Source organism: Blautia sp. AF34-10, assembly GCF_003477865.1.
Classification (GTDB): Bacteria; Bacillota; Clostridia; order Lachnospirales; family Lachnospiraceae; genus Fusicatenibacter; species Fusicatenibacter saccharivorans.
Genome location: NZ_QUED01000007.1, coordinates 1 through 26261, shown reverse-complemented (window position 1 = coordinate 26261; position 26261 = coordinate 1). Strand labels below are relative to the sequence as shown.

Annotated in this window: 27 protein-coding genes and 1 pseudogene; 10 read left to right on the top strand and 18 right to left on the bottom strand. The window is 49.3% G+C overall.

Annotated elements, in window-relative coordinates; genetic code table 11:
- Together DWZ60_RS21130 and fucO are read left to right on the top strand one after the other, a co-directional pair.
- Complete coding sequence (locus DWZ60_RS21130; RefSeq protein WP_416388165.1) at positions 1–108, top strand: DUF6783 domain-containing protein; 108 nt, start codon at positions 1–3, stop codon at positions 106–108.
- A gap of 110 nt (positions 109–218) precedes the next feature.
- Positions 219–1367 (top strand): lactaldehyde reductase, encoded by a 1149-nt coding sequence (gene fucO / locus DWZ60_RS05930; protein WP_055226239.1) that lies wholly within the window; start codon positions 219–221, stop codon positions 1365–1367.
- A 237-nt stretch (positions 1368–1604) separates the two neighbouring features.
- Here the strand turns inward: fucO and tig are convergent, their stop codons facing one another.
- Positions 1605–2840, bottom strand: a complete 1236-nt coding sequence (gene tig, locus DWZ60_RS05925) for a trigger factor (RefSeq protein WP_158576334.1) — start codon at positions 2838–2840, stop codon at positions 1605–1607.
- A 243-nt stretch (positions 2841–3083) separates the two neighbouring features.
- On the opposite strand from tig, the gene DWZ60_RS05920 reads away from it, so the two are divergent.
- Entirely contained in the window at positions 3084–3539 is a 456-nt protein-coding gene (locus DWZ60_RS05920) for a hypothetical protein (protein WP_117510035.1), read from the top strand.
- Positions 3540–3600: 61 nt separating this feature from the next.
- On the opposite strand, the gene DWZ60_RS05915 is transcribed toward DWZ60_RS05920, so the two are convergent.
- The 8 genes from DWZ60_RS05915 to DWZ60_RS20665 form a co-directional block, all read right to left on the bottom strand.
- The gene (locus tag DWZ60_RS05915; RefSeq protein ID WP_022462143.1) at positions 3601–4053 is read right to left on the bottom strand and encodes a DUF1934 domain-containing protein; all 453 of its coding nucleotides are present in this window, start codon (positions 4051–4053) and stop codon (positions 3601–3603) included.
- 39 nt (positions 4054–4092) lie between these two features.
- Entirely contained in the window at positions 4093–4917 is an 825-nt protein-coding gene (gene murI, locus DWZ60_RS05910) for a glutamate racemase (protein ID WP_022462144.1), read from the bottom strand.
- Between the two features lie 197 nt (positions 4918–5114).
- Positions 5115–5861 carry a stage II sporulation protein R gene (gene spoIIR, locus DWZ60_RS05905; RefSeq protein ID WP_117510034.1) on the bottom strand — a complete coding sequence of 249 codons (747 nt, stop codon included), beginning with the start codon at positions 5859–5861 and terminating at the stop codon, positions 5115–5117.
- Positions 5862–5957: 96 nt separating this feature from the next.
- A complete protein-coding gene (locus DWZ60_RS05900) occupies positions 5958–7448 on the bottom strand; it encodes a GerAB/ArcD/ProY family transporter (protein ID WP_243038234.1) in 1491 nt (496 codons plus the stop codon).
- A gap of 32 nt (positions 7449–7480) precedes the next feature.
- A complete protein-coding gene (locus DWZ60_RS05895) occupies positions 7481–9229 on the bottom strand; it encodes a spore germination protein (RefSeq protein WP_243038226.1) in 1749 nt (582 codons plus the stop codon).
- A gap of 145 nt (positions 9230–9374) precedes the next feature.
- Positions 9375–10088, bottom strand: coding sequence for a GntR family transcriptional regulator (locus DWZ60_RS05890; protein ID WP_243033842.1), 714 nt, complete (start codon positions 10086–10088; stop codon positions 9375–9377).
- The gene (gene ispE / locus DWZ60_RS05885) at positions 10075–10956 is read right to left on the bottom strand and encodes a 4-(cytidine 5'-diphospho)-2-C-methyl-D-erythritol kinase (protein ID WP_118666642.1); all 882 of its coding nucleotides are present in this window, start codon (positions 10954–10956) and stop codon (positions 10075–10077) included. Before ispE ends, DWZ60_RS05890 begins: the two co-directional genes overlap by 14 nt.
- Positions 10957–11296: 340 nt before the next feature.
- Entirely contained in the window at positions 11297–11440 is a 144-nt protein-coding gene (locus DWZ60_RS20665) for a DUF6783 domain-containing protein (protein ID WP_334294880.1), read from the bottom strand.
- Between DWZ60_RS20665 and DWZ60_RS20660 the strand changes: the two are divergent.
- From DWZ60_RS20660 to DWZ60_RS05870, 3 genes and pseudogenes are all read left to right on the top strand, one after another.
- A pseudogene (locus tag DWZ60_RS20660) lies at positions 11399–11527 on the top strand (DUF6783 domain-containing protein); the annotation flags it as partial. The gene DWZ60_RS20665 and the pseudogene DWZ60_RS20660 sit on opposite strands and share 42 nt — an antisense overlap.
- Positions 11524–12267 carry an AzlC family ABC transporter permease gene (locus DWZ60_RS05875; RefSeq protein WP_119221380.1) on the top strand — a complete coding sequence of 248 codons (744 nt, stop codon included), beginning with the start codon at positions 11524–11526 and terminating at the stop codon, positions 12265–12267. The pseudogene DWZ60_RS20660 and the gene DWZ60_RS05875, both read left to right, overlap by 4 nt.
- The gene (locus tag DWZ60_RS05870) at positions 12257–12559 is read left to right on the top strand and encodes an AzlD domain-containing protein (protein ID WP_330410127.1); all 303 of its coding nucleotides are present in this window, start codon (positions 12257–12259) and stop codon (positions 12557–12559) included. Before DWZ60_RS05875 ends, DWZ60_RS05870 begins: the two co-directional genes overlap by 11 nt.
- Positions 12560–12619: 60 nt before the next feature.
- On the opposite strand, the gene DWZ60_RS05865 is transcribed toward DWZ60_RS05870, so the two are convergent.
- Complete coding sequence (locus DWZ60_RS05865; protein WP_119221379.1) at positions 12620–14149, bottom strand: alpha-N-arabinofuranosidase; 1530 nt, start codon at positions 14147–14149, stop codon at positions 12620–12622.
- A gap of 245 nt (positions 14150–14394) precedes the next feature.
- On the opposite strand from DWZ60_RS05865, the gene DWZ60_RS05860 reads away from it, so the two are divergent.
- Both DWZ60_RS05860 and DWZ60_RS05855 read left to right on the top strand, forming a co-directional pair.
- Complete coding sequence (locus DWZ60_RS05860) at positions 14395–15684, top strand: L-cysteine desulfidase family protein (protein WP_118720438.1); 1290 nt, start codon at positions 14395–14397, stop codon at positions 15682–15684.
- 135 nt (positions 15685–15819) lie between these two features.
- Positions 15820–17490: an AAA family ATPase gene (locus tag DWZ60_RS05855; protein ID WP_119221378.1), complete on the top strand. Its 1671-nt coding sequence runs from the start codon at positions 15820–15822 to the stop codon at positions 17488–17490.
- 421 nt (positions 17491–17911) lie between these two features.
- On the opposite strand, the gene DWZ60_RS05850 is transcribed toward DWZ60_RS05855, so the two are convergent.
- The 7 genes from DWZ60_RS05850 to DWZ60_RS05825 form a co-directional block, all read right to left on the bottom strand.
- Positions 17912–18538 carry a GntR family transcriptional regulator gene (locus DWZ60_RS05850; protein WP_117762094.1) on the bottom strand — a complete coding sequence of 209 codons (627 nt, stop codon included), beginning with the start codon at positions 18536–18538 and terminating at the stop codon, positions 17912–17914.
- A gap of 213 nt (positions 18539–18751) precedes the next feature.
- Positions 18752–19183: an RrF2 family transcriptional regulator gene (locus tag DWZ60_RS05845; protein ID WP_055226207.1), complete on the bottom strand. Its 432-nt coding sequence runs from the start codon at positions 19181–19183 to the stop codon at positions 18752–18754.
- A 147-nt stretch (positions 19184–19330) separates the two neighbouring features.
- Positions 19331–19699, bottom strand: a complete 369-nt coding sequence (locus DWZ60_RS05840; protein ID WP_243038225.1) for a prenylated flavin chaperone LpdD — start codon at positions 19697–19699, stop codon at positions 19331–19333.
- Entirely contained in the window at positions 19693–20268 is a 576-nt protein-coding gene (locus DWZ60_RS05835) for a UbiX family flavin prenyltransferase (protein WP_118640861.1), read from the bottom strand. Before DWZ60_RS05835 ends, DWZ60_RS05840 begins: the two co-directional genes overlap by 7 nt.
- Positions 20269–20286: 18 nt before the next feature.
- Entirely contained in the window at positions 20287–20949 is a 663-nt protein-coding gene (locus DWZ60_RS17930) for a hypothetical protein (protein WP_243038224.1), read from the bottom strand.
- The gene (locus tag DWZ60_RS17925; protein WP_243038223.1) at positions 20946–21686 is read right to left on the bottom strand and encodes a subtype B tannase; all 741 of its coding nucleotides are present in this window, start codon (positions 21684–21686) and stop codon (positions 20946–20948) included. The genes DWZ60_RS17930 and DWZ60_RS17925 overlap by 4 nt, the downstream gene beginning before the upstream one ends.
- A 35-nt stretch (positions 21687–21721) precedes the next feature.
- A complete protein-coding gene (locus DWZ60_RS05825) occupies positions 21722–23191 on the bottom strand; it encodes a UbiD family decarboxylase (RefSeq protein WP_117762097.1) in 1470 nt (489 codons plus the stop codon).
- A 159-nt stretch (positions 23192–23350) separates the two neighbouring features.
- On the opposite strand from DWZ60_RS05825, the gene DWZ60_RS05820 reads away from it, so the two are divergent.
- Entirely contained in the window at positions 23351–24232 is an 882-nt protein-coding gene (locus tag DWZ60_RS05820; RefSeq protein WP_119221377.1) for a LysR family transcriptional regulator, read from the top strand.
- Between the two features lie 146 nt (positions 24233–24378).
- Here the strand turns inward: DWZ60_RS05820 and DWZ60_RS05815 are convergent, their stop codons facing one another.
- Positions 24379–25686 carry an O-acetylhomoserine aminocarboxypropyltransferase/cysteine synthase family protein gene (locus tag DWZ60_RS05815; RefSeq protein ID WP_055221806.1) on the bottom strand — a complete coding sequence of 436 codons (1308 nt, stop codon included), beginning with the start codon at positions 25684–25686 and terminating at the stop codon, positions 24379–24381.
- 358 nt (positions 25687–26044) lie between these two features.
- Here DWZ60_RS05815 and DWZ60_RS21125 point away from each other — a divergent pair, with 358 nt between their 5' ends.
- The gene (locus tag DWZ60_RS21125) at positions 26045–26188 is read left to right on the top strand and encodes a DUF6783 domain-containing protein (protein WP_442857795.1); all 144 of its coding nucleotides are present in this window, start codon (positions 26045–26047) and stop codon (positions 26186–26188) included.
- Positions 26189–26261 lie beyond the last annotated feature (73 nt).

The window sequence follows — 26261 nt, the reverse complement described above, 5'->3', positions numbered from 1 at the left end:
GTGTCAAAGTGGGACTTGCAGATTGCGGAAATGGTTTTTCAGACACGCTCTGGTTATTTTTCACAAATTTTGTTCTGTTGTTTTTGTCACAATGGCGATTTTTTTTAAAGTGTTACACTTCGCCTCTTCTGTCACTTTCTTTTTCCCTTCCGGATTTGTTAATATAATAACAAGTTCAGTAAAACCATTTATTCATTTTAGAAGGGAGTTTTTCAATCATGGCAAATCGTATTAATTTAAATGCAACCTCTTATCACGGAGCAGGCGCTATTGCCGAGATCGCAAATGAAGCAAAGGCACACGGCTTCAAGAAAGCTTTCGTATGCTCTGACCCGGATCTGATTAAATTCAACGTTACTTCCAAAGTAACCGATATTCTGACCGCAAACGGACTCGACTATGAGCTTTACAGCGATATCAAGCCAAACCCGACCATCGAAAACGTAAAACACGGCGTAGAAGCTTTCAAGGCATCCGGCGCTGACTATCTGATCGCCATCGGCGGCGGTTCTTCTATGGATACCTCCAAAGCCATCGGTATCATCATCGCAAACCCGGAGTTTGAGGATGTCAGAAGCCTTGAAGGCACTGCACCGACCAAAAATCCATGCGTACCGATCATCGCTGTTCCGACCACAGCCGGTACTGCTGCAGAGGTTACCATCAACTACGTTATCACAGACGTTGAAAGAAAACGTAAATTCGTATGCGTTGACCCGCACGATATGCCAATCATCGCAGTTGTTGACCCGGATATGATGTCCTCCATGCCGAAAGGCCTGACCGCTTCCACCGGTATGGACGCTCTGACTCACGCAATCGAAGGCTACACCACAAAAGCTGCATGGGAAATGACTGACATGTTCCATCTCAAAGCCATCGAACTCATCTCCAAATCTCTGCGCGGTGCTGTCGCAAACACCAAAGAGGGACGCGAAGGAATGGCTCTTGGCCAGTACATCGCAGGTATGGGCTTCTCCAACGTAGGTCTTGGAATCGCTCACTCCATGGCACACACCCTTGGTGCTGTTTATGATACCCCACACGGTGTTGCATGTGCCATGATGCTTCCGATCGTTATGGAATACAACCAGGAGTGCACCGGTGAGAAATACCGCGAAATCGCACGTGCCATGGGCGTTACAGGTGTAGACGAAATGTCTCAGGAAGAGTATAGAAAAGCAGCGATTGATGCTGTTAAGAAGCTGTCCGCAGACGTTGGAATCCCATCTGTTCTCGAGGCAGTCAAAGAAGAAGATCTGCAGTTCCTTGCAGATTCCGCACACGCAGATGCCTGCGCACCGGGCAACCCGAAGGATGCAAGCGTAGAAGATCTGAAGGATCTGTTCCGCAAAATCATGGCGTAACGAACATAATTCGTTTCCCACATGCGAAGCGGATATTCGCAATCCGCTTCGCTACTTGCTCATAACCAAATAACTGCTCCGCAGTTTATCAGAAGGAGCTTGCACTCCTCCTGATACAAGCAAGTCCCCACCCACTGCTTATTGCTTTTCGCAATGGAAGCAGGGGACTTACTTGATTCGGTTAAATCACCCCGGAAAACAGAAGTTTTCATCCTGTTTTCGGGGTGATTTTTCTTTTTATTTTACTGTATTTCCGTCTGCATCCACAGTCACGGTATTGACTGTTGCATTGTCGAGAACCATATTGATCATGCGCTCCATCATGATGTTGCGCACTACCGTATCTTCCCCGTAATAGTCATTGGCTGCCTTCAGGAAATCTTCCTGCGACATATTGGCATTGGCTGCCTCGTCGTTTAAGATCTGCTGGTAATCCTGGTCATCTGTAGTCCAGCCTTCTGCCTCTTTTACGGCATCCAGAAGAAGGGCACTTTTTGCCATCGTTCCTGCATACGTTGCTTTCTCCTGATTGTAGGTCGCTCTGTCCGCATACTGCTCCAGATAGTCGTCCAGGGAAATGCCGTAATTCTGAAGATAAGCGGTATACCGTTTATCGTAATCTTCTTCGCCAAGGGTCATATAGGATTTCGGAATTTTGTGAAACGTACAGCCGTCTGCCACCTGCTGCATTGCATCATTCTGCAAATTATTTTCCGCTGTCGTCTCATTTGCAGCCTCCAGCTCTGCGCGTTTTCCGGCACGGTATTCCTCCACAGTACTGTAATCTGTATTTTTTGCTACCCATGCATCATCGAGCTCCCATCCGTCAATGTTTTCTGCCGGGCGGGTAAACGCATTTACCGTAACGGTAAACACAACATCTTTTCCTGCCAGATCGGTACTCTGATAGCTGTCAGGGAATTTCAGGTTCAGATCCTTTGTCTCCCCTGTTTTCATTCCAATGACACCATCCTCAAATCCATCGATGAAGGTACCGGATCCGATCACCAGATTGTAGGAATCGCTGCTTCCGCCGTCAAACTCCTTGCCATCAACTTTGCCAACATAGGCAATATCGGCGGTGTCGCCTTTTTGTACGGTGGCATCCGGATCGTCCATGGTGACAGCTGTCTCTGCCATAATGGCCGTCTGTACGTCATCATCCGTTACCTGCTCTACTTTCTTTTCCAGTGTCAGCTTTTTGTAATCTCCAAGCGTTACACACTCTGCAGGATCAACTTCCTCATCGACAACCGGAATCCCGTCTACATCACTCGGGGAAGCGTATTCCTCAGAAGCTGTGCTGTCGGACGATGTGCTGCCTGCGCTCGACGCATCGGATGCTGAGGAAGCGCTTGTGCTGCTTGCGCTTGATACGGAACTGCTGCTTGTTGTATTGTTTTTTCCACATCCGCTCACACTGGCTGCTCCCAGTGTCATGAGCAGAAGCATGACTGCTGCTTTTCTTTTCATTCTTGAATTTTCCTCCATACTACGCCGTTCCCGGCGCGTTGTAAATCTCATTTTACCATACTTGTCTGGTAAAAAAAAGGCTGGGGCTCCGATTTTAGAAATTCTTATGATTTTCAACCGTAAAATCGCCTGGATTGCGCTAAAATGTGTTTGCGTTTTGCCGAAATCAATGTTAGAATGTTCATAGACTGGCATTGTATGTTCCGATGCCCACATTATTTTTTGCAGAGGAGGAATAGAGGGATGAAACCCTGGATTATCGTATTAATCGTATTAGCTGTCATCGCTGTCATCCTTGGTCTGCTGTATTACTTCGGTAAAAAAGCACAGACAAAACAGGCCGCACAGCAGGAACAAATGGAGGCCATGAAACAGACTGTCTCCATGTTGATCATAGATAAGAAAAAGCTTCGCATGAAAGATTCCGGACTCCCACAGATGGTCATTGACCAGACACCGAAAATGATGCGTCGCGCAAAACTGCCGATCGTCAAAGCAAAAGTCGGTCCGAGAATCATGACCCTGATCTGCGACGCTGCTATCTTCGATCAGATCCCGGTGAAAAAAGAAGTCAAGGCTACCGTAAGCGGTATCTACATCACCGGAGTTCGCGGCATCCGCGGTTCGTTAGAGCAGCCGGCAAAGAAAAACGGCTTCTGGCAGAAAATGCTCCGCAAGGCACGCGGCGAGGAAAAATAAAATTTCATCTGAAAATGCAGATACCCGAGTTGAATGATTTTCATTCTTCCCGGGTATTTTTTTATAAATTCAGTTTTCCGCCTTCCCGCGGTCTTACCTCGATATCGATTACGCAGTCCCCCACGTAGCTGTCGTTGATGTCGAGCGCGTATTCTGCCTTCAGTAAAATCTGATCCGGCGTCTCTTTCATTCTGACCTTCGTCGCCGCAACTCCCATGTTGATCATGCCATATGGCGTATGATAAAACGAAATGTTCTTTTTATCCTCCTCAAAAATCATATGGACATCAATGAGGCCGCGCTTGCGCACCTCGAGGGCGTTTTCCGTAAATTTGATCATGTTGTGCGTCATCATATCAAAGCCTTCGGTTGCCTCGTCGTAGATCAGAAAGTGATGGCCGTTTTTCTTGTAGTACGAACCCGTCGTCATAACCTCCACCGGTTCTTGTTCGCCGGATTCCTCATCCATCAGATACTGCAGTCCGCGGATGCTGATGAGTACGTCTTTTTCCATCCTTTTCTGGTGTTCCTCTCTCTTTTCTGTATGTCATTTTTAATAGTTTTCAATCTGTACCTGTTTCGTATCGCTGATCTGCTCCGGCAGAACGGAATGTGCGAAGGCATTGAACCGCTCCACGCCGTCGCTTGCGAAGAACTGGTATTTCTGACGGCCCAGCTCATCGTTTCCAGGATTCTCCAGATCCAGCTCCCGCAGCAGTCTGCACAGTGCCTGTGAGGTTTCGTATGCCGGGTTGACGAGTGTTACTTTTTCTCCGACTACTTTCCGCAGCAGAGAACGCAGCAGCGGATAGTGGGTGCATCCCATAATCAGCGTGTCGATGTCTTTATCCAGAATCTCTGCCAGATAGCGGCGCGCCACTTCCTCGGTGATCGGATCTTTTGTCCAGCCCTCTTCCACGAGCGGCACGAACAGCGGACACGGTTTTCCGTAAACGGTGATCGCCGGATCTGCCTCGGTAATGAGCTGCTGGTAGAGGCCGCTCTGAATAGTGCTCTCGGTTGCGATGACGCCGACGCGCTTGTTCTGCGTCGTCTCGACGGCCATCTGTGCACCCGGTTTTACCACGCCGATGATCGGGAGATCAATCTCTTTTTCGATCGTATCGAGTGCCAGCGCACTTGCGGTGTTGCAGGCGATGACGATTGCCTTGACCTGCTGGGTTTCCAGAAAGTGTACGATCTGGCGGGAATAACGGATGACGGTGTTCTTCGATTTGGAACCGTACGGCACACGCGCGGTATCTCCAAAATATACGATTCGTTCGTCGGGCAGGTTTCGCATAATCTCACGCACTACGGTCAGTCCGCCGACACCGGAATCAAAGACGCCGATCGGCGCCTGTCTGTCTGCTTTCATACTTTCCTCCATTTTTCATCCGGCATTACTTTTTTGTCATGCCGAATGGGGTTCATTTCTATATTTAATATATCTGAATTTTCACATTTCTTTTTTCATTTCACGACCCTAGTTAAAATAGGTCGCTGATACATTATTTTAACCCGAATGGAGGAATATTGCAATCATTTCTCTTGAAAGTCTTTCGAAAAATCCGCCTAACGCCAGAAAAACCGGAACGAAATCCGGTCACTTTTCAGGATTTCGCGGTAGGCGGCGTCACTCAACAGATTCTGCAGCGGAATCCGGCTTTTTTCGACTTTTTCTGCACTTTCGCCGTCCTCGTTTACGGGGCGCAGGGCATCCGAAAAGCAGATGGACGGGTACAGCATGCACCACCAGTTGTGCCCTTTGGCTCTGCCGATGTTGATCTGAAGAGCGTCGTACGTTCCGGCGGGGAGAATATAATTGCCCGTTTCTTTTTCCTCAAAACTGGCTTTTCCGTACGTTACGGTGATATCGTCAGTACTGCCTCCTGCGCGCAGCGTCTGAAGGGCGGCGGCACGGATGGAGGGCTCGTTTTCACGCAGGATTTCTTCGGTTTCTGCTTTTGTTTCGGCTCCGTGCAGGATCGTCTGCAGTTCTTCGGCAACGGCATCGCGTACCTGAAGCTTGATCTGCTGGTCGGAGGCGCAGTCGCTGTTGGCTCTTACGTGAAAGCGCACGATCTTTGCAGCGACTTCCTGCTGCAGACGGGACTCGCGGAGAAGATTGGCGGTTCCGGAAAGGATCAGCGCCGCAATGCAGACGGGGAGCCAGCGGCGGCAGAAAATTTGAAATGCCGCCTGGAATTGACTTCTATGCTGGTTCCCAAATGTATTTCGGGGCTGCGCCTGCCTGTCCCTGGATTTCTTCTGTGTCTGATTTTGATTCCGTTTCCGGCTCTGTACTTTTTTCTCATTCATATGCTGCCTCCTGTTTTTTCCAGTTTTGCCGGATTTCAAAACTTTTATACACAGACACTCACTACCCGCTCCGATATTCCATACACTTTAAACCTTTTACGGCGCTTTCGGAATCCACGGAATGCTCCTTTCGTTTTCCAACGCATAGCACAAGTCCGCCAGTGTCACCGCCTCTTTTCTTTTCACCCGGTTGTCATAAATTCCGCACAGGTACTCACCGACGGACTCCACCTGTTTTCCGTTCTGCTCCATGATATCTTCTGGTTTTTCTGCGTGAAACAGATAGGCACTGTGCCCAAGCGCACGGTCCTGTTCCAGGTACTTCAACAGTTCTTCCATCCGTCCCCGGTCACTGAGCAGTGCATCGGAAAATACAATCGCCTGGACGTGTCCGGTGTCGAGATCATATTCCTCTGTGCTGTCATATTGCTGCGCAATCTCCTCAAACGTCTCCGCTTCAAAGAACAGCGATGCGGGGTCCTCGTCGGTTCCCTCCTCCTGCTCATCCTTTCCCTGGCCGGTCACCACCGCAAGATTCGCAGGCGCATACCAGACGCGCCATTTACCGCCAGCCGCCTCCTTTTCTCCGCCGCTCTCACTGACCGCCGTCCCGGTTTCTTCCCCAGTTTCACTGTTTTCCGGCGCAGTCGCCTCTTCCGACATATAATCAAAGGCAACCGCCAGTGGATACAGCCGCTTTTCCGGCTCTACTGCCCCGCAGGATGACAGGAAAATCATACTGCCCAGCGCCAGACACACAAGCCGCAGTTTTTTCATATGCTTCTGGCAGAAGCCGAGCAGCACCGTGATGGCAAGGAAAAACGGAAAGTAACCGTATCGGACCGACCAGCCGCTTTCCGCGCATGACAGCAGCCATATAAAAAGCACTGTACCGATCTGTACATAGAGATTCTGCGGTTTCCACAGTCCCGTCTTCTCTCCGATCAGCGATACGTAAAACAGCAGACTTCCCAGTGTGAACAGCAGTCCCATCAAAAGAAATGCCATCCACAGAATATCAAACCGCTCCAGAAATCCACCCGGCAGGCTCGTTCCTGCCATTAACAGTAAGAGCGGGTCCTGCGCCGCAGCCGTGCCGCGCCGGCCGAAAACGCCGAGCAGCGCCATGCTTCCTGCAATTACAAGAAGCCCCGTTTTCCAGATACTCTGCGTCACCGGAAGAATGACACTCCTGTGCTCTTTCTGCACATGCCCCAGTAAAAACGGCAGCAGCGCAATCGGTGTTCCATTTTCCAGTGTTCTCCACACATTCCACCCAAAAAGTATTCCGTTATCCACAATTTCAACAGACTTTGCTGTCTCCCAGGCATCCTCAAACGAGGAAAAATGCATCTGCGGAACCGTCAGCAGAAGCAGAATCAAAATCCCGCCCACAATCCACGGATAGAGTGCTTCCGCCAGCCGTCCTCTTTTCTGTACTTCACTGCCGACACCAAACCCGGCCGCCGCGAGCAGAAACAGTCCGCAGAGCTCCTGCGGTACACCCGCTGTCAGATACGCGGCGGCAAGCTCCGCCATTCTGCGAAGCAGTGTTCCGCCGAGGAAAAGCAGATAACACAGATACATCACTGCCAGAAGGAGTTTCCCAGCCTTTCCCATCACGCTTTCCAGGCGGCAGTAAAGCCCGCCAAGGCGCACGAGATAAATGCACCACACCGCCAGCAGCCCATATCCAACGAAAATCCCTGCCATACCGGGCAGGCCGTCCGATGCGCCGTACGCCGCGAGCTGCCAGAACGCCGGGCAGAGCAGAACGAGCACGATCTGGCGTTCCATCTGGCGCTGTGAAATTCTGTCATTTTCCGAAAACATGCGTCACTCTCCCCTTTCCTGTTTTTCTTCCGGCTCCGCAGCTTTTCTGTTTTTCCGCAGCCGCACTCTCTGATCGCGCTTTGTAAAGACCGGCCGCTCCCGCATCTGATGCAGCGGCGGCCGCCATACGGAATCCTTCGGCGCATGGTAGCCGCAAGTCCTTTCCCGACGAACGGCATCAGATAGGGAATGCCAAAACTCGTAAGCCCGGCGAGATGACCCGCGAGAAGAAACGTGCCGAGCACCATGCCGAAAATGCCGAGCCATCCGCCGAGCAAAATGAAGCCGAATTTCAGCAGCCGGAACGGCGCACTGAACTCTTCGTTCGGAATCGCCAGCGAACAGAGCGCCGAAACCGCAACCACAACGACGGTCATCGGGCTTACCAGATTGGCGGAAACCGCTGCATCTCCGATGATCAGTCCGCCCACAATTCCGATCGTCCCGCCAAGCGGCCCCGGCATGCGCACACCGGCCTCGCGGATCAGTTCAAAAGCAAATTCCATCAGAAGAATTTCCAGAATGCCGGGGAACGGAACGCCTTTCCGCGCTTCGGCGAACGCCAGCAGGAGTTTGGTCGGAAGCACCTGTGTGTGAAAGCCCGTGACAGCCAGGTATCCGCCCGAAATCCACAGGGCGAGAAAGACCGCCGCATACCGCAGCAGCCGCTCAAATGAGACGATCAGAAAATGATGATACCGGTCCTCACTGACCTTTAAAAAGCTGTCAAATGATGCCGGGAAGAGAATCCCGACCGGGGAATTATCACATAAAAGCAGGATTCTTCCGTCCAGAATCTCCATCGCCGCGCGGTCCGGCCGTTCGGTCGTCTCGAAGCGCGGGAACGGCGATTTCCACTGCGGTTCGCAGAGCTGCTCGACCATGCCGCTGTCAAAAACGCCGTCCACCTCCCAGCCGGCAATCTGCTGTTTTACCTCTTCCAGAAATTTCGGATAAATCAGCTCTTTCTCATACACCAGAGCCAGAACCGTATCAGAACGCGCACCAAAATGTATCTCCTCCACTTTCAGATCGATGGTCCGCAGACGCTTGCGGACGAGTGCCGTGTTGGTTTTGACGGAATCGGAAAAGCCCTCGTTTGAGCCGCGCAGCACTTTTTCGGACTCCGCTTTTTGCACTCCTAAATTGGGATAACCCTTCGATCCGATCTTGACTGCACGGTCATAATGATCCACAAAAAGAATTGCATTTCCCGCAAGCATGGAAGCGAACGCAGCTTCCATGGTATCAAATTCCACTGCGTCCGAAATTCCGAGCTGATTTTCCGAGAGAACCCCCGGGATATCTGCCTCGGGAACCTCCATCAGACGGTTCAACAGCTTCCCGATCACGGAATCCTTCAACATAACGCAGCTCACCGCCACTTCTACGTAGATCAGCAGCGCACCGGTTCCGCCCGTTTTGCCGAGTTTCATCGGGCGGATCTGAATATCATCGCATTTTTCACACCATGTACGGATCACGCTTTCATTTTCCGCCAGTGTGAGTGAAATCTGCGTCTTCTCTTTTTCCATGCCTGCGTCCCTCCTTCTCCTCCTTTTGAAAGCTTCCGAAAAACCATCTGGAGAAATATACTCTGCAAAATTTCATAAAAAAACATTCTGTCACGATTTTTTTACTCTGTAACAGAATGTTCCTTTTTCGAAATTTTATACGCTTTTATTTTTCTTCTACACCCGTCATGCTCTGGTGATGTACGGTCTGCATAATACTCTCCTGCTGTCGCTCGATATGCTCGCGGATCATCTTCTGTGCGCCTGCAAGATCCCGATTTTTCATACGTTCATAGAGGGCATCGTGCTCCTCGACCAGGGAACGTCGGGATTTTACATCCTTTAAATATTCAATCCGGTAACGGTACATTTGCTCCCGCAGATTGTTCAGCAGCTGAATCAGGCGCTCGTTGTTCGTCGCCTGATAAATCACATCATGGAATGCCACATCTGCCTTTGCAAGCTTCTGCAGATCATCCGTCTCTGTTGTCTCCAGCATTTGTTCAAAGCTGCGCGATGCCTGATAAAGCTTCTGCAGTTCGCTCTCTGTAATCCGCTGACACGCCAGTTTTACCGCCAGCTCCTCGAGTCCGAGCCGCACCTCCAGCACATCGTTCAGATCTTTTTCCGTGATCTGCGCCACCTGTGCACCCTTTCGCGGCACCATGATTACAAGGCCATCCAATTCCAGCATGCGAATCGCTTCACGGATCGGCGTACGTGAAACGCCAAGCTGATTTGCCAGCCGGATCTCCATCAGCCGTTCACCCGGCTTTAACTCCCCGCGCAGAATCGCCTGGCGCAGTGTGCGGAACACGACATCGCGGAGCGGAAGGTACTGATAATCCTCCATCTGCAGGTCTAACTCATTTTTTGCCATACTTTGTACCTCCCGGTTTTGATACTGTAGTCAGGAATGTCTGTTTCGACAGTCCGCTTATTTTTAACTGAGCGCGGGCAAATTCTGCCTTGTCCGGATCGTCGAAAATGCCGAATACGGTCGGGCCGCTGCCGCTCATCATCGCATTGACCGCACCGTTTTTCATCATCTGTGCCTTGATCTCATCGATCACCGGATACGCCGGACACGTCACGGATTCCAGCACATTTCCCATGCGGTCCGTGATGCCGTACAGATCGTGATTCCGGATCGCCTGTACCATGCCGTCGATATCAGGATGATCTGTCACCTCATCAAGATGCAGGTTTCCATAGACAAATTTCGTCGAAACATTGATGCCCGGTTTTCCGATCAGCACGTAGCACATCGGTACGCCGGGAAGGGATGTCAGCTTTTCGCCGATTCCTTCTGCCAGCGCCGTACCGCGCATCACACAGTACGGAACATCCGCTCCGATCTGCACACCCCGCTCCATCAGCTGGCGTTTTGTCAGACCAAGCTGAAACATGCGGTTAATTCCTACCAGTGCCGCTGCCGCATCCGAGCTTCCGCCCGCCATGCCGGCCGCTACCGGGATAAATTTTGTCAAGTTCATATCGACACCCTGACGGATATCGAATTCATCCATCAGAATCTTTGCCGCTTTGTATACGAGATTTCCGTCATTACACGGAAGGAACGGCAGATTGGTTGTCAGCCTTATGCCAGGTTCTTTTCTCTCCTTTATTTCCAGCTGATCGTACATCTGGATCGTCTGCATTACCATGCGGACTTCATGGTAACCATCCTCTCTTTTTCTGGTCACATCAAGACCAAGATTTATTTTTGCAAGCGCACGCAGTTTCATCGTAGGCACCACCTTCGGTAATGTTTTTTGTATACATAGATATTAATGGATTTTTCTTCTATTTTCAAGCGTTATCTTCTGTTTTTGTACATAATTTTATACAATTCAGTTCAACAGACTTAGAAACGCAGGCGTAAGCAGTGGCTGCGTGAAACGAACAAGAACAAAATAAGAGTTTACGAACCTGTCGAAACTTGCTATAATTTTCATCAGATATCAGGGCAAAAGATCAAAAAGCCGGTGCAAGCTCGCTTGCAAGAGGATTTTTGATCTCTTGACCCCAACATTTTTGCCAGATGTCAGAGCATGTCTGAAAAAAACTTTTCGTAAGCTGCGAATCTCAGATTGCGGAAAATTTTCTCAAACACGCTCTAGAGCGTGTCTGAAAAAGGCTTTTCGCAAGCTGCGAGTCCCAGTTTGTGGGAGATTTTGTCCGAATGAGGGCGGCGTAGCGGGCTACGGCAACCGAATGAGGGCAAAATATACCATAAAGTGGGGCTTGCAGATTGCGGAAATGATTTTTCAGACATGCTCTAGCTTCTGCGAAGGAAAAGGAAGTAGCTTTTTATGAGTTCACAAAGATCTTATTCATTTTCCCGCCAGGTTCTGGTCAACGGAATCCGCGATGGCATTCCGATCGGGCTTGGCTATTTTGCGGTCTCGTTTTCGCTCGGCATTGCAGCGCGTAAGGCAGGTCTTAGTCCTTTTCAGGGCTTTCTCGCCAGTCTTTTCAACAATGCTTCCGCCGGAGAATACGCTGCCTTTACACTGATTGCCGCCAACTCAGGCTATCTGCAGGTCGCTATCATTACACTCATCGCCAATGCGCGGTATCTTCTGATGAGCTGTGCGCTTGCCCAGCGTTTTTCACCGGACACGCCGTTTTTCCACCGTTTTCTCATTGGTTACGATGTAACGGATGAACTGTTTGGCATCACAATCGCGCGCCCGGGCTGGCTGAATCCGTATTATACATACGGTGCCATTCTCGTCGCTGCTCCCGCGTGGTCGATCGGCACGGCTCTTGGTATTATTGCCGGAAATCTGCTGCCGCTGCGCGCTGTCAGTGCCTTAAGCGTGGCGCTGTACGGCATGTTCCTTGCAATCATCATTCCCCCGGCGCGAAAGAGCCGTGTGGTAGCGGGTCTTGTTGCCGTCAGCTTTTTCTTAAGCTTTATCTGCAGCTATCTCCCGGGCATCTCCACTCTCTCCGACGGAACCAGAACGATTCTGCTCACCGTTCTGATTTCCTGCGCCGGAGCTATCCTGTTCCCGGTAAAGACAGAGGAGGAAAATGCTGATGTACAATAATTATATCTATATCGCCGTCATGGCTCTGGTTTCCTACACAATCCGGATTCTGCCGCTGACGCTGATTCGGAAGCCGATTAAAAATCAGTTTATTCAGTCGTTTCTGTACTACGTTCCATACGTGACGCTGTCCGTCATGACCTTCCCGGCGATTGTCCATGCAACACAGAGCCCTGTTTCCGGCGCACTCGCACTTGTCGTCGGCATCGCAGCCGCATGGTTCGGTGCAAGCCTGTTTCAGGTTTCGGTGGCATGCTGTGCCGTGGTGTTTGTGATTGAATTGTTTTTGTAATAGAAATGAGCCGCCCTGTGGGAACAATCCTTTTCCCCGGGGCGGCCCGTTTTGTATGTATTACTTTTCTGTTTCTGTTTTTCTGAAATGATAAACGCTGACCGAAGCCGCCGGCAGCGCAATCTGGAAGGAGTCTTTTTCCCGTGCAGGTGCTTTTCCTTCTTTGCAGCGGACTCGGTTCGGATGTTTCGCATCGTTGTAGTTCTGCGGATCTTGGGAGTACAGTGTTTTGGCCTCAACAAATTCCGGACACTGTTTGAATTTCAATTCGATTTTCTTTGATTCGCTGTAACTTGTATTTACGAGATTGACGTAGATATCATCATTTTTGATCGAGGCAAAAATGCAGACCTCAGGATCTTTGTTCTTTTCCTCAAAGCCAAGCGTATACGCACCCTGATGCACCTGATACATATCGAACACATCGTAGTTTGGTGTCAGAATACAATGCTCACCATCCGTCAGGAACAGGGAATTCAGGACATTGACAGACTGTGCCACACATGCCATGCGCACATCCCCGGTATTGCGGTGGAAGATGTCGAGCGTCAGTGCAGTTGTAACGGCATCACGCATCGTACACTGCTGATACAGCGCCGGGCGCGCATTAAATGCACTGCTGTGCCAGTTGCCCCACTCACCGACAATCAGTTCACATTTTCTCGGTGCCGCCTGGAACGGACCCTCCGGTTTCGGAAGTGCCTCAAGACCAGCGTCTATCAGGCGGCGCTGCTCGTGAATGACATTTTCCAGCTCTTTGCATCCATTGATCACATCATACCACTGTTTTTCATCAAACTTTTTCTCTGTCTGAAGCTGTTTCAGATTCCAGTTGTAAAAATGGAGATCGTAGCCATAGAGAGACGGCATCCGGTATTTTCCCATTTCCTTAAAGAAATCTTTTGTCCACGCAGCACGTTCTTTCGGCTTATTTCCATCCGGGCCGCTGGCGATGCATTTCATGGAAAATGTCTGATCGCCGCCTCCAAACGACGGACAGGAGGAACTGAATTTCCGGTATTCGTTCGCATACATCTGCGGCGTCATTTTTCCGCCGCCGTCCCATACTTCATTTCCGATACCCCAGTATTCAATCTCGAACGGTTTTTCATGGCCGTTTGTTTTTCGTTCCTGCGAAAGTGCCGTCGGCTCTTTGCGGTTACAGTACTCCATCCACTCTCGCATCTCGGATGGAGAGCCGGTCATCATATTGATATTAAACCATGGCTTCGCGCCGATCATCTCGCAAAATTCCATCATCTCGTGTGTACCGAACTGATTGGGATCCGTCTCGAAAGTACCGAAGTTTTCATTGTATGTAACCGGCCGCTGCTCCCGCGGACCTATGCCGTTCCGCCAGTGATATACATCCGCAAAACATCCGCCCGGCCAGCGGATCACCGGCGGGTGCAGCTTCTGAAATGCATCCACAAGGTCTTTTCGGATTCCATGATAATTCGGAATTTCCGAATCCTCTCCAACCCAGATTCCATCATAAATACAGGAGCCAAGAAACTCGATAAAGTGTCCCTGCAGTTCCGGGTAAATATATTTTTCTCCAGCTAATTTTCGAAACGTAATCTTCTGCATAAAAATCCTCCAAATGAAAGCGTGATGTGTATTTTTGCTACTTTTCAGTATAGGACACTTTGAAAGGAAATACAATTTAATCTAAAAAAAGTCTTATGGATTCCTGTTTTTCACGGTATTTCTCTACATATTGCAATTCTCTGCTTGACATCTAATATTATCAGTGATATATCAATAGTATAATCAGAGCAGATACAAGATTTACCACTTACGAACAATAGAAAAAACTACACAGGAGAATTTTCATGGATCAGAAATTATATGACAGTTATGTAAAGATTTTAAAGAACGAGCTTGTTCCGGCGCTTGGCTGTACAGAGCCGATTGCCATCGCCTATGCGGCAGCCAAAGCACGCGAAGTGCTCGGAGAGATGCCAGAATCGATTGAGCTTTGCTGCAGTGGAAACATCATCAAAAACGTAAAGGGTGTTAAAGTTCCAAATTCCAACGGTCTGAAGGGCATTGATGTTGCGGCAACGCTTGGCGTCGTCGGAGGCTGTGCCGAACGCGAGCTTGAAGTACTTGAAGATGTGACCGAGGCAGATATTGAAAAGACAAAAGAACTGGTACAGCAGGGATTCTGTACCTGTACTTTAAAAGAAGGCGTAGAGAATCTTTACATTGTTGCAAAAGTCATTGCCGGAGAGCACAGCGCGGAGGTAACGATTGTAAACCGTCATACCCTGATTTCACGCATCGTAAAAGATGGTGAGATACTTTATCAAATTGCGGCTCATGAAGATTCCCCTGAATACGTCGATAAAAGTGTGCTGAACGTCAAGGATATTCTCGAATTCGCCGATACTGTGAAGATCGAAGATGTCAAAGAAATCCTCGACCGCCAGATCACCATGAACTCTGCGATTTCTGACGAAGGTCTCCGCCACGCTTACGGTGCACAGGTCGGCCGCACTCTGCTGAATGAGTACGGCGATGATGTAAAAATCCGCGCCCGCGCCCATGCAGCTGCCGGTTCCGATGCCCGTATGAGCGGCTGCTCTCTTCCGGTCGTCATCAATTCCGGCAGCGGAAACCAGGGCATGACCGTTTCCCTTCCTGTCATCGAGTTTGCAAAAGAATGGAACGTTTCCCAGGAAAAACTGTACCGCGCACTCGTTGTCAGCAACCTGATCGCGGTTCATCAGAAAAAATATATTGGAAGTCTTTCCGCTTACTGTGGCGCCGTCAGCGCAGGCTGTGGAGCCGGCGCCGCCATTACCTATCTTTCCGGCGGATCCTATGAGGATGTTAGCCTGACGATCGTCAATACCATTGGAAACGTCGGCGGTATTGTCTGTGACGGGGCAAAATCCTCCTGCGCAGCGAAAATCGCATCCGCTGTTGACGCTGCTATTCTCGCCCACTACATGGGCCAGCATCACAGAAGTTTTCAGCCGGGCGAAGGTATTGTTCGGGAAGATGTGGAAGATACGATTAAAAGTATGGGATATATCGGAAGAGTCGGCATGAAAGATACCGATACGGAAATTCTGAATATTATGATTGACCGGGTGGATGTGAACAAGGTCTGCTAATAAAAGAATAACTGATTTTGCTCAATTGATACATGCCTTGTTTTATGGTAACATATACATAAGTTTTGATACTATGTCTAAAAAGCCAGCATGCATAGTCTCTGGCGCGTGTTTGACAAGAAAGGAATGACCGAAATGAGCAAATTAAGTATTCCCGTTGGCATCTCAAATTTCGAAAAAATCCGTAATGGTGGATTTTACTACATTGACAAAACAGGTCTGATTGCAGAACTTGTGAGATCATCAGCAGAAGTGACATTAATTACACGACCCCGACGTTTCGGAAAAACGCTTGGCATGAGCATGCTGGAGAGTTTTTTTGACATCCGCAAAGACTCAAAAAAACTATTCGATGGCCTCGAAATTTCACACCAAAAGAATTTATGTGAGAAATGGATGAATCAATGGCCTGTTGTGTTTTTATCGCTCAAAAATGTTGACGGTATTCATTTTTCAGATGCTTACCAACAGCTGGTCTATGAAATTTCCCTTCTTTATCAGCAGCATGATAACCTTTTGAAAAGTACAGCTTTAAGTGATCGGGATAAGTTTCTTTTTAAACAGCTGCAGGAACGACAAGCCGGAAAAACGGATATTATGCGTTCCCTCCAGTTTCTTACGCGGCTGTTGGAACAGCATTATGGAAAAAAAGTGATCCTGCTGATTGATGAGTATGATGTGCCAATCGCCAAGGCGAACAGTCACGGATACTATAATGAAATGATGGATGTTATAAAGGGATTGATGCAGGCATTAAAAGATAATCCATCTCTTCACTTTGCTGTTATCACAGGATGTCTGAAAATTGCAAAAGAAAGTATCTTTACAGGAACAAATAACTTTGTCTCGGATACAATTACCAATTCCCGACTGAATGAATATTTTGGCTTTGTTCAGCATGAAGTCGACCAGCTTCTCCTTTCTGCAGATTTTACAGATAAAGCATCTGCCATGAAGGAGTGGTATGACGGCTATCATTTTGGTACTTTCGATGTTTACTGCCCCTGGGATGTGATGAATTATCTTCTGGAATTGCAGCGAAATCCCCAGGCAAGTCCTGTCAGCTACTGGAAAAACACGAGTGACAATGCCATCATCCGGTCTTTCATTGACTACGCCGGAAGCAGCATTACAAAAAAGCTCGAAACTCTAATGGCTGGCGGATCCATTTTGCAACGTGTGGATGAAAATCTAACGTATGATTATCTACATTCCTCGGAAGATAATCTCTGGAGCCTGCTGTATCTGACAGGATATCTTACAAAAGCCCAAACTACGATGGATACAGATGAACTGCCTCCAGGAATGATGGAGCTGAAAATTCCAAATGCTGAAATCAAAGAGATCTTTGAGACAACGGTGGTCCGCTGGTTTGATGAAAGTGCAAAAACCTGGAACCGGAAAACACTGTTTGATGCCATCTGGAGTGGTGACTGCGATCGTATTACGCAAGAACTGACGGCTCTTCTTCGAAGAACGATCAGTTATCACGACTATCGGGAAGACTTTTACCATGCATTTCTTGCCGGAATCTTTACCGGGGCCGGTTACATGGTAGATTCTAACAAAGAACACGGCGAAGGCCGCAGCGATGTCGTTTTGTATGATTCCATTAACGGCCGGGTGGCAGTTTTTGAAGCAAAATATACGAAGGCTCTGGAAAATCTGAGTTCCGCATGCGACAGCGCCTTACAGCAGATGAACGAGAAGATGTACGCAAAGGAATACGAGGATGACTACGATCAGATTTTCTGTTATGGAATTTCATTTTTTAAGAAACGCTGTCTGGTAAAAAAGGTACTGTGAAAGATCTCTTCTCCCGCAGAAAAGTTTTCTTTACAGCATGCACAGGTCTCTATCAAAAACGTCAAAAGTACAATTCTATTTTTCCAGATATCATTGGTATATAATAGAATCTTGACTTCTGACGTTTTTTCGTTCTTTTTTAGATCTTTTGTCTTTATCCTGTTTTATTTTACTCTTCCGCTATTCCATTCGGAATTATACCTCATAATTTCAAAATGACATGACCTCTTTAAAAAGCAAGGATGATGTGCTGACGCTGTTCGTTCACCTTGGGTATCTCGCTTATGATAAAAAGACACGGGAAGTATTTATTCCAAACAAAGAAACACTGGAAATTTGCAAAAGAAATAGTCTATATACAAAAACAGTCGTCCAAGCTATATCATAGCCGACGACTGTTTTTCTATGTAATTACGTTTTCTCACCCGCAAAAATCCGCCAGATCCTCTTTCAGATAATTCAGCGTTTTCTCCAGATCTTTTTCCCGAATACTCTGCATGATATCGGTATGATGTGCAATATCCAATGCCGGATTCACGTTGGACCATGTCTGCCAGTAAAACTGAGCATAAGCACGTTTTAAGACGTTCATGGTTCGCTCGAGTTCCTGATATGCATAAGCATTTCCGGAGAAGGAGATTAATTTCAGATGAAATGCCGTATTCGCCTCCCAGTGATCCCATACGCTGTCGGTGCTCTGTTTGCATCTCTCATCAATCTCGGCAAGCTCCGCCAGATTTTCTTCGGTGATATGTCCGATCGACTGACGAAGATATCCGCCCTCGAGAACAAGGCGGAAATCCAGAATATTCTGTGCCTCTTCGCGGGACACGCTGACAACCTGGTAGCCGAAGCGCGGGAAGCTGCGGAGGATTCCCTCATTGCAGAGCGTCACAAGGGCTTCACGGATCGGTGTCTTGCTGCAGCCGAATTTCTGTACCAGCTCCTGCTCGTTGATAATTTGATTGGGTTTATATTCATCGGTAAAAATGCCGTTCAAAATGGCCTGATATACCATATTTTTAAGGCTTTCCTGTTGTTTTTTCATAAGGGGAAACTCCTTATCTTTTATTTTCTTCACTTTTGCGCATCCTGATTTTTTTCTTCTCCAAATGCGCCCTATTTTTTATCTTAACAAATTTTTTTTTGCTTGTAAATGCCGTGCTCCCAGATTTTTACCGGTAAAAAAAGGAAAATGATGTTTTCACCATTTTCCCTCTTCTGTTCCCTCATTGGACGTTATCGCTTATTCTGTCTGCCGTCAGATTACATACTCATTCGACTTCTGCATCTGCCATTCCACCAGATCTGCCAGCGTAATATTGTCCACCACACTGTTGATGGCATCGTTCAGTTTTTTCCAGAGCATCACCGTAACGCACTGATCTTCCCTGCCGCAGTCGGCGCCGTCTTCTACACAGTCCACCGGCGCAAGGCTGCCCTCGGTCAGACGCAGGATCATGCCCACGGTATATTCTTCCGGCTTTCGTTTCAGGGAATAACCGCCCGCCGGGCCGCGCACACTTTTTACGAAACCAGCTTTATTCAAAATCGAGATGATCTGTTCCAGATATTTTTCCGAAATCTCCTGCCGCTTTGCCACATCTTTCAAACGCACCGGTTCGCCGGTATTGTTGAGTGCCAGATCCAGCATCAGACGAAGCGCATACCGTCCTCTTGTCGAAACTTTCATTTTATTTCCTCCGAATATATGTCATGATAAAAATACCTTCTTTTATTTTATTCCATATTCTCTACATATTCAATAGGAAATATAACACAAACCCAAAGCATGTCCGAAAAATGCAATGACTTTTTATCCGCTTTCCATGCTTACTTATCATCTCAAATCCTGCGCAATCTCTTCTCCCATCTTCTCTACCGCATCCACAATCTCCCGGATCTGCTCTCCGGTAATTTCATCGATATGCACGCCACCGGTGCAGACGGTCACGGTACGGCAGGCACAACAGATTTTTTCCGCCAGCATCCGGCACAGTACCTCATCTTTATGTCCGGTGCGGTTCCACACCGAGGAAGTCGCACTCCAGCTCCCGTCTCCGGTCAGCGATTCTCGTGGTACGGCCTGCACCACACAGCCGATATGCGGCTTTTCTCCTCCGGCGAGACAGATCTGAAAGTCCTCACCGAGCTTCATTACCGTCACTTCCATCGTGCATCCTGCGGCTGTTGCCTTTTTTGTCAGCATTCTTTCCATCTCCGGTACTCCTTTACTTCCACGCCGAACGGCGAAAGCAGTTTGGCCGCAAGATGTGTCACCATATCGTCGATGGACTCCGGTTTCTGATAAAAGGTCATCATCGGCGGAACAATCCATACATTTGACAATCTCGACAGTTCGTACAGATTCCGCAGATGAATTTCACTCATCGGTGTCTCCCGTGCTGCCAGTACAAGCGGGCGTTTCTCCTTGATCGTCACATCCGCCGCACGCAGTAGCAGATTGTCGGTGTATCCGCTTACAATTCCTGCCGCTGTTTTCATGCTGCACGGCACAATCACCATGCCTTCTGTCCGGTACGACCCGCTCGCCGGGCCTGCACCGATGTTGTCCTGCTCGAGCACTTCATCTGCCAGCGCTTCCACCTGCGAAACACTCCAGTCTGTCTCCTGTTCCAGCGTCAGCTTTGCACTGCGGCTCATCACCAGAAGGGAACGGTATTCCTCACTATCCCGCAGAATTTCAAGGCACTTCATCAGCAGCGGCATTCCACTCGCCCCGGAAGCGCCAACTACAATCCGTTTTTCCACAGCCATCCGTCTCGTTCCTTCCTTTTATCCACAGATTCCATCGATCCATGCGAATAACTCGTCGAGGTCGTAGTCGCCTGCATGCGGCGTATTCCATGGGGAATGGTAATCAACCTCACAGCCCGCCTCGCGCAGTTTTGCCGTCAGCATTGCCGAGATCACCAGAGAGGTGTCGCGGTCGCACTCGCCGTGGCGGATGCGGAAATGGTGTGCCTTTTGCGCCATTTCATCCATGACATATTCCATTGGATTCAGCATTTTCACGATCTTTTTTTCTGCGCGCTCACCCTGCACTTTGGTGTTGGCCGCACTGTATTCCGTGAAATGACGGCAGTTCGTCATCTCATTTCCAAACAGATCATTCTCCGGGCTTTCCAGATCCAGCGCATCGAAGGCCGGTGCGGTTTTCATGCGGGTGATGTCTTTGACATACGCCGCAAAATCCATGCTCTGCACTTTGCCGTTTTCGATGGTCAGCCACGTTTTATCCGCTAAATCCACGCCGCCGTCAAGCGCTCTCTGTGCGGATTCCATCACAATGTGTTTGACATACTCTTTCAAAGAACCTTCGCCGTCCGCATCGAGCGTCAGCGGAGCTCCGTTTTCGTCTTTTAATCCAAGGCTGTTCACATACGCCGGAAACAGGGCTTTTTCCTCAACAGATACGCGAATCTGCTCTTCCGTCATCTCGCCGTCCACCGGTGTGAAAACCGGGCGCCGCCCTCGTCCATTTTCATGTTGGCGCGGTGGAAATCGTTCACACCGCAGAACTCCCACTCATACGCCATGTCCGCGTGCTCCAGATTGATGATCGGGCAGTAACAGGAGGCCGCAAACACATCATCCCCAGCATCCGCTGCGCCGAGCGCCTGCAGATACGGCTCGTAGTCAGGGTGGTTTCCCGTGCTTCCCATCAGGGATGACAGTGCGCCGCCGGCACTCGTTCCGTTGGTGATGATTTTATTTTCATCGCCAGGCAGCTCATCCGCCAAAAAGTGAAGATACCGCACAGCCGCTTTATAATCCACTACGCACGCAGGTGCTTTCCCATTATAATGACCGTCCTCACCCTTCTGCACTCTGCCGCGGATCGCTGGAGATGCTACGACATAGCCGTGCTGTAAGGCGCGGAAAATCGTATTCGGTTTTCCCTGTAAAAACGGATTCGCTCCCGGCTCGTCCGCCGGACCCGGCATATAGCCGCCAACAGTATTCGGCATGAAAACCGGCGCGCTCAGTAAATCGTAACCGTTGATGGACGTTCCCTCATAATAACTCTCCGGCACAAAGAGATTCATTTTCTGAAACTCCACATTGACCGGTTTTTCCACATAAACCAGGTCACGGAACGCCCGAAACCGGACCGTCTCCCCACACAGTGTTACTTCTTCTATGGTATAATGATTTTTCTTAAATTTCAGCATATCACAATGCTCTCCCTTTCCCAAAAACGTATTCTTTATTCCTCATCCAGCCAATGCTTCGGATCGACTTCCATAAATCTCGCCCGCACAAACCGTTCTTTTTGATCGTACGGCACCGTACAGTCGAAAATCGTCTTGCATGCAATCCCGTGATCGCGGATCGACGGTGAACACGTCGGATCGTTCGACGGATCGAGCGGATGGCACCGCACGCCTGGAATTGTGATGATGTCCGCGTCACCCTGGAATCTCGTATTCATTGCCCAAATCACATCGTTCATATCAAAGCAGTCCACATCCTCGTCCACCAGAAAAACGTGTTTCAGCTCACTGAACGCCGAAAATGCCAGCAATGCTGCCTGACGCTGTCTTCCCTCGTCGCTGGGACTCAGTTTTTTGAACTGGAGAACCGCCATATACTTTCCGCCGCCTGCGGAACCGCAGTACACATTCTGGAGCCGTCCCGGCATCGCTTTTTCTACCATGCCGTAGATGCTCGCCTCGGTCGGAATACCAGCCATCGAAACGTGCTCTTCACTTGGTCCGATGCAGGTCTGCATAATCGGACTGCGGCGGTGTGTCACGGCTTTTACTTTAATCAGACGGCACTGATCACTTGCCGGGCCGGTGTAGCCCGGGAACTCCGGCATCGCATAGCCAGTGTGGCTGTTCTGGTCCTCCTGCACACGCACACCCGGGATGACCTCGCCCTCGATGACGTACTCTGCATTTGCAATCGCCATCTCCTTCACGGAAACGCAGCGGCACAGTTCTACCGGCTCTTTCCGCAGTGCACCCGCAACGGAAAGCTCATCGTAACCGAGCGGTGTTGTCGGCGGCTCGAAACAGGAACCGATCTCAATCGCAGGATCAACACCGATACTGATGGAAATCGGAAGTGTCTGTCCCAGTTCCTCCGCGCGGTCTGCCATTGCGCCGATGTGGCGTGCGCCCGGGGTGAAGAAAATCGAAAGCTCGTCTTTTCCCTGAATGCAGAGACGGTGAATCGTCACATCATGCAGTCCGGTGTCCGGATGGGAGGCGTAGCACATGCCGAGCGTGATGTACGGGCCGGCATCATCCGGCGTATTCGTCGGCGCCGGGACGAGACGGTTCAGATCAAAATCGGGATCGGTCGCCAGATGTACCACTTCCTGGCATGGCGGCGCGCCCTGAAATTCAACCGGTGCAATCGGCTCTTCTACGCTGTGATACAGCATTTTTCCAAGACTCTCCGGCTCGCAGTCCAGCAGGGCAGCCACGCGTTTCCGGCTTGCCAGAACACCAATCGCAACGCTGGCGTCCGGGTGCCCTTTTACGTTGCGAAAAATCATCGCCGGGCCTTCTTTCGTCGGACGCTTTACGGTCCCGCCCGCACCGACGTAACGGTAAACACCGGCAAGCTCCGCCATCGGATCAACCTCAACGTCTGTCTCGGCAAGCTGTCCCGGCATATTTCTCAATCGTTCCAGCGCACTACGCAGATCTCTTACTTTTTCAGCCATAGTTCTTCTCCTTTTATTCTATCGACGGCGCCCCGAAGGATGCCTTTTCATCCTCATTTTCTACCCTTATTGTAAAAAGAAACCTTTGTGGAATCAATTCGATTTGTGGTACAATTGTTTCCAGAATGGAATGAATCAAACGAAAAGGAGGCTCCCCTTATGACTCTGGAACAGATCGACTTTTTTCTGATGGCCGTTCGATGCGACACCTTTTTAGAGGCCGCGGAAAATCTTCATATCGCACAGTCCACGCTCTCGAAACAGATCCAGAAGCTCGAGACTGAATTGAATCTTCCCCTCTTCGACCGCACCCGCCGCCAGGCCGTACTGACTCCGGCAGGCGAACTATTTCTGCAGGAAGCCGCGGAGCTCTCCCTCCAGTATCACCAGATGCTGCAAAAAATGCATCACTTCCAGGAAACCACGCGCCAGCCGCTCCGCGTTGGCTCTCTTCCGTTTCTGACGCAGTATCATCTCACTTCCCGCATCCGTGCCTTCACGCACGCGCATCTGGAAATTGAGCTGACTCTGGAAGAATGCGAAGAGACTGAGCTGATGGACGGCCTGCAATCAGGCCATTTTGACCTTGTGATCGCGCGGGATTCCATGATTTCACTGCAGAAATACCACTTCGAACCCATCACAGAAGACCGCCTCTGCGTGATGCTGCCCATCGATCATCCACTTGCCGAAAAGCCTGCTCTTACCATCGCTGATCTTGCCGCCGAACCGCTGATTCTCATGCACCCCTATACCTCGATTTATCAGCTCTGCATGCAGCTATTTGAAAAGGCAGGTGTAAAACCGCAGATCCTGCGCACGGCCCGCCTGGAATCCACGATCAGCTCTGTGGAAATCGGCGAGGCTTTCAGTCTCTTTGCCGAGAGCAACTTTGAACTTTTCCGCCATCCAAATGTCACCGCCGTTCCTCTTCTCGACGCACCACCGCTTGTAATCGGTGCAGCGTATCCGCTCCGAACGGAAACAATGAAAAAACCAGCATTAAAATCTTTTTCCTCTTTCATTCAAGATCCCACATAACCAAAACTCGCTTCACTCGTTATCGCGGCATTCGTCAAGGTCTCATGCAAGCACGGACTTTTCCTCATTGCACGCGAAAAATACGCCCCTGACACTTTGAACTGTGCCAGAGGCGTACGTTTTATTTACTATAACCTGTTTTCCAATTACTGAACTGCCTTAAATGCCTCATCCAGATCCTCGATAATATCATCGACATTTTCGGTACCGATGGAAAGACGGATGGTGTTTGGTTTGATTCCCTGATCCAGCAGTTCTTCCTCGGTGCACTGGCTGTGAGTGGTGGTTGCCGGATGGATTACCAGAGATTTTACATCGGCAACGTTAGCCAGCAGGGAGAACAGCTCCAGATTGTCGATGAAATCTTTTGCTTTCTGTGCATCGCCTTTGATTTCGAAGGTGAAGATAGAACCGCCGCCGTTCGGGAAGTATTTTGCGTACAGTGCCTGCTGCTTTGGATCGTCGGATACAGACGGATGATGTACTTTCTCAACCTGTGGCTGGCTCTCCAGATATTTTACAACCTTCAGCGCATTCTCAACGTGACGCTCTACGCGGAGAGACAGAGTTTCCAATCCCTGCAGAAGCAGGAAAGAGTTGAACGGTGAAAGCGTAGCTCCGGTATCACGAAGAAGGATCGCACGTACTTTTGTAACAAACGCAGCAGGTCCAACTGCTTTTGTGAAGCTAATGCCGTGGTAGCTCGGGTTTGGCTCGGTCAGAGATGCGAATTTTCCGGATCCCTCCCAGTCGAATTTACCGCTGTCTACAATCACACCGCCAAGAGTAGTTCCATGGCCGCCGATGAATTTGGTTGCGGAATGAACAACGATGTCTGCGCCGTACTCGATCGGACGAACGAGGTATGGAGTTGCGAAGGTATTATCGACAACCAGCGGAATCTTGTTCTCATGTGCAATTTTTGCAAGTGCTTCGATATCGACAACATCAGAGTTCGGATTTCCGAGGGTCTCGATGTAGATGGCTTTTGTGTTCTCCTGAACGGCTGCGCGAACCTCATCCAGATCGAATACATCAACAAATGTGGTGCTGATTCCGTACTGCGGAAGAGTGTGCGCCAGCAGGTTGTAGGAACCGCCGTAGATGTTCTTTGCAGATACGATGTGGTCGCCCTTCTGCGCCAGGTTGATGATGGTGTAGTTGATGGCTGCTGCTCCGGAAGCTACTGCAAGTGCTGCAACGCCGCCCTCCAGTGCTGCCATTCTCTGCTCGAAAACATCCTCGGTCGGGTTGGTCAGACGACCGTAGATGTTTCCTGCATCCTGGAGTCCGAATCTTGCTGCTGCGTGATCGGAGTTGTTGAATACGAAAGAAGAGGTCTGATAGATCGGCACTGCTCTTGCTCCGGTTGCCGGATCCGGATTTTCCTGTCCTACGTGAAGCTGTAAGGTTTCAAATTTAAGATTTCTTTCTGCTCTTGTTTTTTTGCTCATGATTGTATTCTCCTGTTCTGTTTTTCGTTTTTCTATTTCTTTTCATGTTCGATTTTCTATTATTTATCGGAACCGGTTGCCATCTTGTTTTGTCCATGCTGCAATGCGGCTCCGTTTTCTTTCGGTTTTATCTGCTTACACTGCAACACATGACATCATAGATCACAATTCGATTCTCTGCGAAAACTGCTCTCATTCACTTCGCTTCCTCTCGTTTTGGTGATATTTCCTATCTGTTTACAAGGATTATTATAGCGACAGTCTTCTGCTTTGTCCAATATAGAAAATTGATGGCCAGTTATAGGTTTTTCCTATAGCTATTCTTTATCGCCACTCTTTTTTCTTCTAAAATTCCTATATCCAATCACGCTGCATAAAACAAGATAACAAACGCAATTCATCTCCCACAGGCTGGGACTCGCAGCTTGCGAAAAGCCTTTTTCAAACACACTCCAGAGAGTCAAAGCGTATATTCGCAATCCGCTTCGCTACTTGCTCATAACCGAATAGCTGCTTCGCAGCTTATCAGGAGTGGCTTGTCACACTCCTGATACAGCAAGTCCCCACCCACTGCT